Origin of the sequence: Clostridium malenominatum (assembly GCF_039521365.1) — a bacterium.
Taxonomy (GTDB): domain Bacteria; phylum Bacillota; class Clostridia; order Clostridiales; family Clostridiaceae; genus Clostridium_AW; species Clostridium_AW malenominatum.
In genome coordinates, this window is sequence record NZ_BAAACF010000001.1 from 89,284 (window position 1) to 102,279 (window position 12,996).

Below are 12,996 nucleotides of genomic sequence, written 5' to 3' on the forward strand. Positions count from 1 at the left end.
AATAAATTATAATTAGACTTAATAAATCTCTCGTAGTAACATAAATAGTAACGATGTAAGTATAGGAGGCCTAAAATGAGAAAAGTGAATGAAGAAGAAATAAAAGCATTAAAAGGTCAAGGATTCATTTTGCAAAATAATAATGAAGATTTTGTATGTAGAGTAATAACCGTAGATGGAACCTTAAAAAAGGAAAAGCTTTGTAAATTAGGTGAAATAGCTGATAAATATGGATACGGTCACATAAGCTTTACTACTAGATTGACGGTTGAAATACCAGGTATTAAATATGAAAGCATAGAAAATGTTAAGAGAGAGCTAGAAGAGGTTGGGTTATACTCAGGAGGAACGGGTAATAGAGTTAGGCCTGTGGTGGCTTGTAAAGGTACGGTATGTAAGTTTGGATTACTAGATACTCAAAGCCTTGCTAGAGAAGTGCATGAAAAATTTTATTTAGGTTTTTACGATATGAAACTTCCACACAAGTTCAAAGTAGGAATAGCAGGATGTCCAAACAATTGTACAAAGGCTGACTTAAACGACTTTGGAATAGTTGGAGGGAAAAAAGGTAGTGTTAAAATCTTCTTAGGAGGTAAATGGGGAAAGAAACCTAAAATTGGTGAAGAGTTAGGGGGATTATACTCTCTAGAAGAAGCTTTAAATATTATGGAAAAGGTGATACTCGCTTATAAAGATGAAAGTCCAATAGGTGAAAGATTTGGAACCTTAGTTGACAGAATAGGTGTAGAGGCATTTAAATGAATTTATGGTAATATTTAATTGTTGTAATTAATATGATATAATTGTATAGAGATTACGAAAATCTCTTTCAGTCATTAACTAATTTTTAAAATAATTAATTATTCGTACCACGAAGGTAGGGAGTTTTTTCCCTGCCTTTTATATTTTTAAAGGAGGAATTTTTATGAATACTAAATCCTTAGTAAAGGGAAGTGTTTTTTTAGCCCTAGGATTAATAATACCTTATATATTCCATAGTACAGGAATACCGGGAACAATATTTTTGCCTATGCACATTCCAGTTTTATTATGTGGGTTTATTCTTGGGAAAAAATACGGTTTATTAATAGGTGCCATTACTCCATTTTTAAACTCAGTAATCTCAGGTATGCCTCCCATATATCCAGTGGCTATATCTATGGGTTTTGAATTGGCAACTTACGGATTTTTATCAGGATATCTTTTTAAAGACAAGGAATACAGCATATATACATCGTTAATTTCAGCCATGATTGTTGGAAGATTTGTTTCAGGTATTTCAAACTATTTATTGCTATCTCTAGGAGGAAAGCCTTATGCTCTAGGAATGTTCTTAGGGGGAGCTTTTATTAAACCTATATGGGGAATATTAATTCAGTTAGCTTTAATTCCAGCTATAGTAAAAGGATTAGAAAATAGCGGTATGGTGGTAAATATAAATGAATGATAGAGAATTTTTTAATAGCTTAGCAAGCAAATGGGATGAAATATGCAACCATGATGAGATTAAGATAAGAAAAATTATAGAGCTATCTAAGGTTGAAAAAGGATGTAAAGTTTTAGATGTGGGAACGGGGACAGGGGTTTTAGTTAAATACTTACTAGAACTTTTGCCAGAAACCATAAAAGCCGTAGATTTATCAGAAAATATGATTGAAATTGCAAAGGGTAAATATAATGATGAAAGAGTAGAATTTGTAGCAGGAGACATTATGGAATTCCACGAAGGAAATTTTGACTACATATTTTTATACTCTGTTTACCCTCATTTTACAGATAAAGAAAAGTTATTTTCACATCTTTATAAACTCTTGAATGAGAATGGTAAAATTATAATTGCTCACTCAGAAAGTAAGGAAAAGATAAATAATATTCATAAAAAAAGTGATTCTGTAAAAGACCACTTACTTCCAGAAGGAAAGATTACTGCTAATATAATGAGTAGATATTTTCAGATTGATAAAATCATTGATGATGAGGAAATGTACTTTGTTTCAGGAATTTTAGTTACTGAAACAGATAAGGGATAAAAAATAACAGAGAACAGATGTTGAAGACATAAAAATTAATTAGAAATTTTTATGTCTTCAATTATCTCTTTAATAATGTTCTTAATCTGCAAATTCCTTGTGCCAGGTATGTAAAATCCATGTTTTTGCAATGGGAGAAGATATTTTGTGCAATCCTTTTGAAAAATTATGGTTGATATATTAGCTGTAATTTCACCGCCTATGCCGCCAGAACAGATAATTCCAATGGGGCCTATTAGGCAGTGGATTTTTTCTGTTAACAGATAAGCGCATATATTTTTTTCTCCAAAAATACCAATATCAGCACCACTATTAATCATATTATCCATAGCTAGTTTATTAGTTCCAAGGGCGATTATATGCAAGTCTTCAATTTCTTTTCTAAGTTTTTTAATAATGGCTTTACCTAAGCCAGCTCCTTGACCATCTATTACAACAACCTTCATTGTGAACCTCCAAGTTTTAATTCATACTAATAATTATATAATATTTTTATGGATTTTTTTAGTCTATGTACTCTGTTCTCTGAAAAAATGGAAACAATTTTTATAACTTTGTGGCATAATATATTTAAGAGCAACTTTGGAAGGGGTGATATATTGAAAAGCATAGTTAGCAATTTTAAAGCTCTTATAAAAAGAGTGATAGATGATGAAGTGCCAATGCTCGCTTCCCAGCTATCCTATAGCTTGCTGTTGTCCTTTTTTCCATTCTTAATTTTTTTGATTACATTAATAGGATATAGTGCAATTGATGGAGAGATTATGTTAGCTCAAATTAGCAATGCCTTTCCAGAAAGTACTTATGAACTGATTCGTTCTACTGTATTGGAAGTATTTAATACTAAAAATACTAATTTAATGTCCTTTAGTATAGTTTTTACTATATGGACTGCATCTAGTGGATTTAGAAGTGTAATAAAGGGAATAAATAAAGCTTATGATGAAAAAGAGAAAAGATCCTTACTTAAAGTTATAATTATTTCAATCATAAGTACCTTAGCCCTAGGATTTCTAATTATAATTACAATGCTATTATTAGTATTTGGTGAAATGCTAGGTTCCTTTTTAATTTATAAGTTAGGGCTTAGTAATTATTATAATTTTATTTGGAATATTATAAGATATGGTATAATAATACTTTCAATGATATTTATATTTACAATAATTTATAGGTATATTCCTAGTAGAAGATTAAGATTTAAGGAAGTTATTCCAGGGGCTATATTTACAACACTAGGATGGATAATTACTTCCTTTGGTTTCGCCTTTTATGTTAATAATTTTGGAAATTATTCAAAGATTTATGGAAGCATAGGAGCAGTAATAATACTTCTTACATGGCTTTATTTTACATCCATAATTATTATAATTGGTGGGGAGATAAATGCTTTTATAGCGTTTGATAGAAAAAGATAATAACAGGTAGTGTACTTTCTACACTACCTTTCATGTTAGCATAAAATTTATATAATTTTTTCTGATAGAATTTGATTCTTAGAGTATCCATTTTTTATCCAACTGGTTATTCTATTTGAAAGAGCTATGTTGCCTAAGAGCATGGCACCAGTTAGTTTATCATCTTTAAAAAAGTACTTATAGTAAAGTCCCTCTTCAGAGTTCTCATAGGAAAGCTGCTCAAAATCCTCTCCCCAGTTACCACAGGAGAAAACCTTAGTATTCATTGAGTTAAATATAAGGGTGGAAATGAAGTCTTTAAATATGTCATCACCGCCTATAGCATTAGTTCCCGCTATTTTGCCCATCTTTACGGAAGAAAGCCAAGTACCGTAAACTCTTCCATTTAATTCTGCTACATCTCCACAGGCATAAATATCCTTAACGCTAGTTTCCATTTTGTTATTAACTATAATGCCATTTGAAGTTTCTATGGAAGATTTTTCTGCGATATCTTTATTAGATCTAATACCCACTGAAAATAGGAGAATATCGCACTCTAAAGTAGTTCCACTTTTTAACTTAACACCTGTAATTTTATTGTTACCGAGAATTTCCACAAGGGAATCCCCTAAAATAAATTCTACTCCTGTTTTTTCTGCGGAATATTTTAAAAGAAGGGAGCCTTTTAAGTCCAATTGTCTTGGTAACAATCGGTCAAAAAATTCTACTACAGTAACATTAAGCCCACATTTTTTCAATTCCCAAGCAGCTTCTAAACCTAAGAGACCACCACCTATAACTATGGCTTTCTTGCAGTTCTTGGCATAGGCTTTTATTTTCTCAGCATCGTAAAGAGATTTTAAAGAAAAAACTCCTTCTTTATCTTTACCAGGCACTGGAGGTATAAAATTATGGCTTCCATTAGCAAGTATTAGTTTATCATAACTAATAACCTCTCCATCAATAAATATTACCTTTTTCTCTTGTACATTAATGTTTTCTACGGATTTCCCTAGAAGTAAATTTATATTATTTTCCCTATACCAGTTTTCCTTAGCAAGATAAAAAGTACTTCCTAGCTCTTCTTTAGATAAATAGGAAGATAGGGAAGGCCTGTAATAGCTAAGGGATGTTTCCTTTGAGATAATGGTTATACCGCAATCCTTATCTTTTTCCCTTATGGTAGTAGCGGCATAAAATCCTGCTGCACCATTTCCGATTATAATAATATTTTCTTTGGACATCTTAAAACATCCTTTCTTTATTTGGTAACAACTAGTTTTTCTTCTGATGGCAATAAATATTCTTTATTAAATAGTTTAACTTTAATATGATTTATCCCCTTGTTTGTTATAACTACATCCCCTAAATTCACTTGTATTTTCACAGGGCACTCTCTAAAAATAATGTTAAATGAATAGGATTCCCATTGCTTAGGTAAATAAGGATTTAAAACCAAAGTATGATTTTTCACAGCCATACCAGCAAAGCCGTAAACTATAGACATCCATGTTCCAGCCATGCTTGTTATATGACATCCATCCCTGGCATCATTATTATAATCATTTAAATCTAATCTAGCTGTTCTAAGGTATAATTCATAAGCTTTATCCTTATACCCTAATCTTGAAGCTAATATTGAATGTACACAAGGGGACAGGGAGGATTCATGAACTGTTAATGGTTCGTAAAAATCAAAATTTTTACGGATAGTTTCTAAATCATATTCGTGTTCTAGGAAATACAAACCTTGAAGAACGTCTGCCTGTTTTATATAAGGGGAACGAAGTATTCTATCCCAAGACCAATGCTGATTTAAAGGTAATTCATTTAGGCATAAGTCCTTTGCTAATATAGAAAGATTTTTATCTAAAAAACCATCCTGTTGAAGAAAGATATTCCTTTTAGAATCAAAAGGATAATACATATGGTTTATAATATCCTTCCATTTATTAATTTCTTTATCCTGCAAATTTAAAAGGGATATTAGTTTATTATAATTATTATAATCCTTAGTTTTTAAGTAGTCCATTACTTCTAAAGTATATTGTAATGTCCAAACTGCTATACGGTTTGTATACCAATTATTGTTAACATTATTTTCGTACTCGTTAGGACCAGTAACTCCTAATATTACATAGGCGTTTTTATCTTGTGAGAAATTAACTCTTTCCTCCCAGAATCTAGATATTTCTACTAATACTTCAAAACCATATTCTTCAAGATAGGATTTGTCGCCAGTGTAATTAACATAATTATAGATAGCATAGGCTATGGCGCCATTTCTATGGATTTCCTCAAAGGTTATTTCCCATTCGTTATGACATTCCTCGCCGTTCATAGTAACCATAGGATAGAGAGCTCCCTTTGTAAAACCTAATTTTCTTGCATTCTCCTTAGCTTTTCTTAAATGATCGTATCTGTAAATTAATAAATTTTTTGCTATTTCCTTATCACAGGTACTCATATAAAAAGGTATGCAATAGGCTTCAGTATCCCAATAGGTTACACCACCATATTTTTCTCCTGTAAAACCTTTAGGCCCGATATTTAGTCTATGATCTTCTCCAGTATAGGTTTGATATAGCTGAAATATATTAAATCTAATTCCTTGTTGAGAAGAATCATCTCCCTCAATAACTATATCGCTTTTTGCCCATATATTTTCCCAGGTATTTATTTGCTTTAGAAGTAATTCATCAAAACCTTCTTCAAAGGCTTTGTTCAATATCCTATAAGCTTTATCTTTTAAATTTTCTATAAGATGATTTCTAGAAGAGGTTATTGCAACATATTTATAAATTGTTAAAGTATCATTTTTGTTACAGCTTAGAGAAAATTCATTAGCTATATATTTTTCTTTTTCACTACACTTAGCAGATGGATAAATTTTTTCTTTGTTTAAACTTACATCATATTTCATAGCAGTGCAAAGATGAAAATTAAGCTTTTTAGTTTTCAGGGTAACATGTCCTTCATAGGAGGAACTTTCTTTATCTACTTCTTCCCAAAATTTTTCTTCGTAGTTGGAATCTTCGTTTATAACATCACCGTCTAAGTAGGAGATAATTTTTATATCTCCACTAAAATTTAAAGGAGTTATAGAATATTTTAACACTCCTACTTCGGGATATATCATGCTAACAAACCTTGTAGATTCTATAAGTACTTTATTACCCTTTGGGAACTCAAAAATAACAGTTCTACTAAGATGGCCTTCCTTCATGTCTAGTATTCTCTGAAAACTATGAATGGTTCCTTTATTTAAATCTAAGATTTCGCCATCAACCTCAACGCACATGCCTATCCAGTTGGTTGAATTAAGAACCTTTGCAAAATATTCAGGGTAACCATTTTTCCACCATCCCACCCTTGTCTTATCAGGATAATAAACTCCCCCAACGTAGGTTCCTTGTAAACTATCACCGCTATATTTTTCTTCAAAATTACCACGCAAGCCCATATGTCCATTTCCTAAGCTAAATATACTTTCAGAAATTCTGTTAAACTCAGGATGAAAATTATTCTCTATTACTTTCCAAGGATGAATTTTAATATAATCCTTCATAATCATGCTCCTTTATAAAGTATTTTAATGAGCAATCGTTTGCACAAATTAAGTATATCATAAAACTTAGAGAAGGTTAATACTCCATTTGAATGATATTTCAATGGAAAACATATTGACAAAATATTCTGATTTCGACATAAAACGTTAGTAATATTTAGATAAAAATTGAAATAATTCCTTCATGATTATTCGTTTAGTAAAGTAAGAAAGGGTTTAATGTCATATTATTGAGATAAATTATTTTATCATTATTTCAATATGTGACAATTTTTTTTATTTGGTAGTGCTAGTATGTTATTAATAGGTTGTACACATTTGGGGGGATGATTATGTTAGTAATGGAAAACATATGCAGAAGGGTAAAGGAAGATGAGTTAGAACATGTTTACCACTATAGGCTGTTAAGGAGCAACATAAATCTAGATTACTCAAATCAGTTAGTTGAAGTTCAAGCGTATGGAATAGAAGTGGAAAGACAGGATGTAAAAGATGGGAGAATAATAAAAATTGTAAGGGATAATGTAAAAGCAATAAGTCCTCAAAGGCATAAAGTACAGAAACTTCTAAAGTTACTTTATGACAACAGCGTATCACCTGTACATCTAATTGATGTATTAGGAGAATACATAGACGAATATATTATAGATTTTGATGAAGAAATAATGAATATAGCTATTAATTAAGGTAAAATAGAGGTGAGAACCTCTATTTTTGATTTTAGGAGTGAATAATTTTGATTATAGGAATTGGAACAGATGTTATTGAAATAGAAAGAATAAAAAAAGCTTTGGAAAAAAACCCAAAGTTTTTACAAAGAATATATACTGAAAGGGAAATTGAATATTTTAAATCTGTAGGATTTAGAATAAATAGTATAGCAGGTAACTTTGCAGGGAAAGAAGCAGTTTCAAAGGCTTTAGGAACAGGCTTTAGGGATTTTAGTATAAAAGATATAGAGATTTTAAGAGATAAATTAGGAAAACCTATAGTAATTTTAAAGGGTAAAGCTCTAGAAAAATTACCTAAAAATAAAGAGTGTAATATACATATAAGTATATCTCATAGCAGGGATAATGCTATAGCTAGTGTAATATTAGAGGGGATAGACTAAAGGTTTAATAAATTGAAAATTTATAGAATAAATAAATAGGGGCAGTAGTATTAATAATGTAAGCGGAATTATATTGGAGGGGAGCAATGAAAAGGTGGCTTATGATAATTCCTGTTATATTATTGGCAGGTATTATGACTTTTTTTTTCTATGACAGGGTTTCACATAAAGATGAAAAAGTTGTGGACTATATTAAAAGTTTGAGAAGTTATACTAGCGATAGCAATTTAATAATAGTAAATGATAAACAAGCGGTAGAATATAGTTGTAAGCAATATTATGATAAAAAAAATGGTGAAAGAATAGAGATAGGTAAAGATAGAATAGTAGTTTATAAAAATAGTAAGGCATTTGTTAATGATTTAAAAGCTAACACAAAGTATACAGTGGATGGGGATTCTGATATAATATTTAAGATTAGTATGATTAGCGAATATATGAGACTTATATATACAAATGAAGAGATGAAATTATTTTCTAAAAACATAGAAGGCATAGATTATACTGTAATAGAACTTCATATGCCTCACATGAATAGAAATCTAGTAAAAGGTAGATTGTATATAAATAAGGATAACAAGTTACCTGAAAGACTAGAAGTACTAGATAAAGCTAATAGAATAAAAGTTAGAGTTAACTATAAAAACTTCATTCCAAATGAAGAAATAGATGAAGGGTTATTCAATTTGTAGTAAAAGAGGGTGGAATAATTGTTTAGGCACTTAAGACCTGTTTGGGTAGAAGTAAATTTAGAAGATTTGGCTCATAATATGAGAGAAATAAAAAGCTTGTGTAAGACGGAAGAAATTATAGCTGTTGTAAAAGCGGATGCTTATGGTCATGGTGCCCTAGATATTGCACCTGTATTATTACAAAATGGTGCGACAAAACTCGCTGTTGCAGTGGTAAATGAAGCTGTGGAATTAAGAAGGGGTGGAATTAATTGTCCTATAATGATATTAGGATTTACCCCAGATAGACTTGTGGAAAGTCTTATAAAATATGATATAGAACAAACAGTATACACCTACGAATTGGCTGAAAAAATTAGTAAGTTAGCAGTAGAAAGTGGAAAAAATATAAAAGTCCACATAGCTGTAGATACTGGAATGGGAAGAATAGGTTTTACACCTGATATTAATGGAATAAATGAAGTATATAAAATAAGTAAATTGCCAAATATAATACTGGAGGGTTTATTTTCCCATTTTTCCTCTGCAGATGATAAGGATAAAAGCTATACAAATATGCAGTTTGAAAAGTTCAATTGGTTTTATGGTAAGTTAAAAGAAAAGGGAATTAACATAAATATAAGACATATTGCCAATAGTGCTGCAATTATAGATTTACCAGAAACCTATTTAGAGGCTGTAAGACCTGGTATAATAATTTTTGGCTATTATCCATCTGAGGAAGTCTCTAAAGATAAGATGGATTTAAAGCCAGTTATGTCTTTGAAAACAAATGTGGTGCACATAAAGAAAATGGGAGCAGGAGAGTATATAAGCTATGGTAAAGCCTTTAAAACGGAAAAAGAAAGTATTATAGCAACTCTGCCAGTAGGATATGCAGATGGATACACAAGATTTTTATTTGGCAAGGGTAAAGTTATAGTAAAGGGTCAATATGCTCCTGTTGTTGGAAGGATATGTATGGATCAATGTATGATAGACGTAACTCATATCCCAAATGTTCAAATGGGAGACGAGGTTATATTAATGGGAGAAGAGAATGGGCTAAAGATTACGGCAGACGAAATTGCAAAAAATATTGGCACAATAAATTATGAAGTAATTTGCATGATTAGTAAAAGAGTTCCAAGGGTATACTTAAAGGATAAAGAAATATTAAAGATTAGAAACTATATATGATTTAAGATGAAGATTGGGAAACTAAAATTGTTTTGACATTGTATAATAAAAAAGCTTATAATCATCTTATACATATCTTTGCATAGGTTAATAGGAGGTATTGAATTTCAATGTCAAGCTTAAAAAGATTAGTGGTAAACCTCTCAGAAATACCAAACAATGAATTAAATAATAAACTAAAAGAAGATTCTCAAAAAAGAAGTGAATTTATTAGAGAAGCTATAATATTATATATAGAAGAGAAGAAAAAATATAGAGAAGTAGAACAAATGAAAAAAGGATATATAGAAATGGCTAATATTAATTTGGAGATTGCAGAGATGGGCTTTGCAAGTGACGCTAAAGAATTAAAAGAATATGAAGCGAAGCTTTCGGGGTGTGATTTGTCCGATGACGATGATAGTGAAAAGAGGAGATATATTTTATGCTGATCTAAGTCCTGTTGTTGGATCAGAACAAGGTGGCGTAAGACCTGTTATCATTATACAAAATGATGTAGGAAACAAATATAGTCCAACAGTTATTATAGCAGCTATTACTTCCCAGATAAATAAAGCAAAGCTACCAACCCATGTGGAAATTTCCTCTGAGGATTATGGATTAAATAAAGATTCAGTAGTTTTGCTAGAGCAAATACGTACCTTAGATAAAAGAAGATTAAAAGAAAAGATTGGACATATGACAGAGAACGATATGATAAAAGTTGATGATGCACTTTTAATAAGTATTGGATTGAAACAGCAAGGGCTTTTATAGCCCTTACTTTTATGTAATAATGAATAATATATATGCATTTTAAATAGGAGGATGAAAAAATGAGTATAACTTTACAAGAACTTAAGAGCATAGCTAAGACTATTAGAAAAGATATAGTAACTATGCTTACAGAATCACGTTCAGGACATCCAGGCGGTTCTCTATCTGCGGTAGAAATACTAACAACATTGTATTTTAAGGAAATGAATATCAATCCTGAAAATCCTAAAAATCTAGATAGGGATAGATTTGTGCTATCAAAAGGACATGCAGCCCCAGTTTTATATAGTACATTAGCGAGAAGAGGTTTCTTTAATATAGAAGAATTAAATACATTAAGAAAGTTTGGATCAATACTGCAAGGACATCCAAATATGAAAGGAACTCCAGGGGTAGATATGTCTACAGGTTCTTTAGGACAGGGGATTTCAGCAGCAGTTGGAATGGCTTTAGCAGGAAAACTTGATAAGAAAGATTATAGAGTCTATTCACTTTTAGGTGATGGAGAGTTAGAAGAAGGTCAGGTATGGGAAGCTGCTATGGCTGCATCTCATTATAAACTAGGTAATTTAACTGCATTTATAGATTATAATGGACTTCAAATAGATGGACCATGTACAGAGGTAATGTCTCCATATCCTATAGCTGATAAGTTCCAGGCTTTTGGATGGAATGTTATAACTATAGATGGACATAGCTTTGAGGAAATAATAAATGCTATTGAAGAAGCTAGAAAAATTGAAGATAAACCAACAGCTGTTGTATGCAAAACTATAAAGGGTAAAGGTGTATCCTTCATGGAAGATCAGGCTGGCTGGCACGGAACAGCTCCTAATGCAGAACAATGCGAACAGGCATTAAAAGAAATAGGAGGGGAAGAATAATGGCAGTAAAAATAGCAACAAGAGAAGCCTATGGTAAAGCTTTAGCTGAACTTGGAATGGAAAATTCAAAAATTGTAGTTTTTGATGCAGATTTATCAAAATCTACTAAAACAGCAGATTTTAAGAAAGTATGCTCAGATAGATTTATAAATATGGGAATAGCTGAAGGAAACATGATGTCTGTAGCAGCAGGAATGTCTACTTGTGATAAAATACCTTTTGTGAGTACCTTTGCTATATTTGCTACAGGAAGAGCATTTGAACAAATAAGAAATTCCATATGCTATCCTCAGCTTAACGTAAAAGTTTGTGCAACTCATGCAGGATTAACAGTTGGTGAAGATGGAGCGTCCCACCAATCTATAGAAGATATTTCCTTAATGAGAAGCTTACCTAATATGGTGGTAATATCTCCTTCAGATGGAGTGGAAACGGAAGCTGCCATAAGAGCAGTTGCAGAACATAACGGTCCTTGCTATGTAAGACTTGGTAGATCAGCAGTGACCGTAATAAATGACTATGAAGAATATAAGTTTGAAATAGGTAAGGCAGTAAAATACAGAGATGGAAAAGAAGCTACTATAATTGCAACAGGAATAATGGTAGAAGCTGCATTAGAGGCTTATAATATATTAGCAGAAGAAGGAATAAGAGTTAGAGTATTAAATATACACACTATAAAACCAATAGATAAAGAAGCTATAATAAGTGCAGCAAGAGAAACAGGAGTTATTATAACTGCTGAAGAACATAGCATAATTGGAGGGCTAGGTTCTGCTGTGTGTGAAGTAGTAAGTGAAAATAGCCCAGTGCCAGTAGTGAGAGTAGGGGTAAAAGATACCTTTGGAGAAAGTGGAAAACCTGAAGAGCTTTTAAAAGCTTATGGATTAACTGCTGAAGATATAGTTAAAGCTGTTAAAAAGGGTTTAAGCTTAAAATAGTCCTTATGGTAGATTATAAATTGCTTTAGAGGTTTAACTTCTAAAGCAATTTCTTATATTAAGAATAAGAGAAGGAGCATTGTTATGAAGGATTTTATAAAGGATATACTATATAGTATAAAATTAGCTTTATTAATATTTCTAGGAGCATTTATGCTATTTGGACTTATCACTTTTATCATAACTAAGGGAAATATTTTGAATTCCATAGCTTGGGGAAATAGAATTGCACAGTACTTATCCTTTTTCGGATTATTTATATCAGCTCTATCCTTTACAAATGAAAACTCAATGAGACCTTTAAACTATGAAAGAGAATGGAAGACTTATTTTAGTAAATTTAATTTAGCCTTTGCAATATTTTTTATATCTTTGTTTATTTTAATATTTTCCATAATAATTCAAGACTTAATTTGGTATTGGGTGAGGTGA

The 12,996-nt window shown here is 31.2% G+C and carries 16 protein-coding genes; 13 read left to right on the forward strand and 3 right to left on the reverse strand.

The window, feature by feature from the left end; all coding sequences use genetic code 11:
* Positions 1 to 75: 75 nt before the first annotated feature.
* The 3 genes from ABDZ69_RS00530 to ABDZ69_RS00540 all read left to right on the forward strand — a co-directional run bounded on the left by ABDZ69_RS00530 (position 76) and on the right by ABDZ69_RS00540 (position 2,030).
* The gene (locus ABDZ69_RS00530; protein WP_343765310.1) at positions 76 to 762 is read left to right on the forward strand and encodes a hypothetical protein; all 687 of its coding nucleotides are present in this window, start codon (positions 76 to 78) and stop codon (positions 760 to 762) included.
* A 163-nt stretch (positions 763 to 925) separates the two neighbouring features.
* On the forward strand, positions 926 to 1,447 hold the full coding sequence (locus ABDZ69_RS00535; RefSeq protein ID WP_343765312.1) for an ECF transporter S component: 522 nt from the start codon (positions 926 to 928) through the stop codon (positions 1,445 to 1,447).
* Positions 1,440 to 2,030 (forward strand): class I SAM-dependent methyltransferase, encoded by a 591-nt coding sequence (locus ABDZ69_RS00540; protein ID WP_343765315.1) that lies wholly within the window; start codon positions 1,440 to 1,442, stop codon positions 2,028 to 2,030. The genes ABDZ69_RS00535 and ABDZ69_RS00540 overlap by 8 nt, the downstream gene beginning before the upstream one ends.
* A 35-nt stretch (positions 2,031 to 2,065) precedes the next feature.
* Here ABDZ69_RS00540 and ABDZ69_RS00545 read toward each other — a convergent pair whose 3' ends face one another.
* Positions 2,066 to 2,476 carry a DUF3842 family protein gene (locus tag ABDZ69_RS00545; RefSeq protein ID WP_343765319.1) on the reverse strand — a complete coding sequence of 137 codons (411 nt, stop codon included), beginning with the start codon at positions 2,474 to 2,476 and terminating at the stop codon, positions 2,066 to 2,068.
* 87 nt (positions 2,477 to 2,563) lie between these two features.
* On the opposite strand from ABDZ69_RS00545, the gene ABDZ69_RS00550 reads away from it, so the two are divergent.
* Positions 2,564 to 3,448: a YihY/virulence factor BrkB family protein gene (locus tag ABDZ69_RS00550; RefSeq protein ID WP_343765322.1), complete on the forward strand. Its 885-nt coding sequence runs from the start codon at positions 2,564 to 2,566 to the stop codon at positions 3,446 to 3,448.
* 47 nt (positions 3,449 to 3,495) lie between these two features.
* Here the strand turns inward: ABDZ69_RS00550 and ABDZ69_RS00555 are convergent, their stop codons facing one another.
* Together ABDZ69_RS00555 and ABDZ69_RS00560 are read right to left on the reverse strand one after the other, a co-directional pair.
* Positions 3,496 to 4,674 carry an NAD(P)/FAD-dependent oxidoreductase gene (locus ABDZ69_RS00555; protein WP_343765324.1) on the reverse strand — a complete coding sequence of 393 codons (1,179 nt, stop codon included), beginning with the start codon at positions 4,672 to 4,674 and terminating at the stop codon, positions 3,496 to 3,498.
* Positions 4,675 to 4,691: 17 nt separating this feature from the next.
* On the reverse strand, positions 4,692 to 6,998 hold the full coding sequence (locus ABDZ69_RS00560; protein WP_343765327.1) for a glycoside hydrolase family 65 protein: 2,307 nt from the start codon (positions 6,996 to 6,998) through the stop codon (positions 4,692 to 4,694).
* Positions 6,999 to 7,330: 332 nt separating this feature from the next.
* On the opposite strand from ABDZ69_RS00560, the gene ABDZ69_RS00565 reads away from it, so the two are divergent.
* The 9 genes from ABDZ69_RS00565 to ABDZ69_RS00605 all read left to right on the forward strand — a co-directional run bounded on the left by ABDZ69_RS00565 (position 7,331) and on the right by ABDZ69_RS00605 (position 12,996).
* Entirely contained in the window at positions 7,331 to 7,684 is a 354-nt protein-coding gene (locus ABDZ69_RS00565) for a DUF6514 family protein (protein ID WP_343765329.1), read from the forward strand.
* 50 nt (positions 7,685 to 7,734) lie between these two features.
* A complete protein-coding gene (gene acpS, locus ABDZ69_RS00570; RefSeq protein ID WP_343765332.1) occupies positions 7,735 to 8,112 on the forward strand; it encodes a holo-ACP synthase in 378 nt (125 codons plus the stop codon).
* 86 nt (positions 8,113 to 8,198) lie between these two features.
* Complete coding sequence (locus ABDZ69_RS00575; protein ID WP_343765335.1) at positions 8,199 to 8,804, forward strand: germination lipoprotein GerS-related protein; 606 nt, start codon at positions 8,199 to 8,201, stop codon at positions 8,802 to 8,804.
* Between the two features lie 18 nt (positions 8,805 to 8,822).
* A complete protein-coding gene (gene alr / locus ABDZ69_RS00580; protein WP_343765338.1) occupies positions 8,823 to 9,983 on the forward strand; it encodes an alanine racemase in 1,161 nt (386 codons plus the stop codon).
* A 110-nt stretch (positions 9,984 to 10,093) separates the two neighbouring features.
* A complete protein-coding gene (locus ABDZ69_RS00585) occupies positions 10,094 to 10,414 on the forward strand; it encodes a CopG family ribbon-helix-helix protein (RefSeq protein ID WP_343765341.1) in 321 nt (106 codons plus the stop codon).
* Positions 10,374 to 10,739: a type II toxin-antitoxin system PemK/MazF family toxin gene (locus ABDZ69_RS00590; RefSeq protein WP_343765344.1), complete on the forward strand. Its 366-nt coding sequence runs from the start codon at positions 10,374 to 10,376 to the stop codon at positions 10,737 to 10,739. The genes ABDZ69_RS00585 and ABDZ69_RS00590 overlap by 41 nt, the downstream gene beginning before the upstream one ends.
* 59 nt (positions 10,740 to 10,798) lie before the next feature.
* The gene (locus ABDZ69_RS00595) at positions 10,799 to 11,623 is read left to right on the forward strand and encodes a transketolase (protein WP_343765347.1); all 825 of its coding nucleotides are present in this window, start codon (positions 10,799 to 10,801) and stop codon (positions 11,621 to 11,623) included.
* On the forward strand, positions 11,623 to 12,564 hold the full coding sequence (locus ABDZ69_RS00600; protein ID WP_343765349.1) for a transketolase family protein: 942 nt from the start codon (positions 11,623 to 11,625) through the stop codon (positions 12,562 to 12,564). Before ABDZ69_RS00595 ends, ABDZ69_RS00600 begins: the two co-directional genes overlap by 1 nt.
* Before the next feature lie 84 nt (positions 12,565 to 12,648).
* A complete protein-coding gene (locus ABDZ69_RS00605; protein ID WP_343765351.1) occupies positions 12,649 to 12,996 on the forward strand; it encodes a hypothetical protein in 348 nt (115 codons plus the stop codon).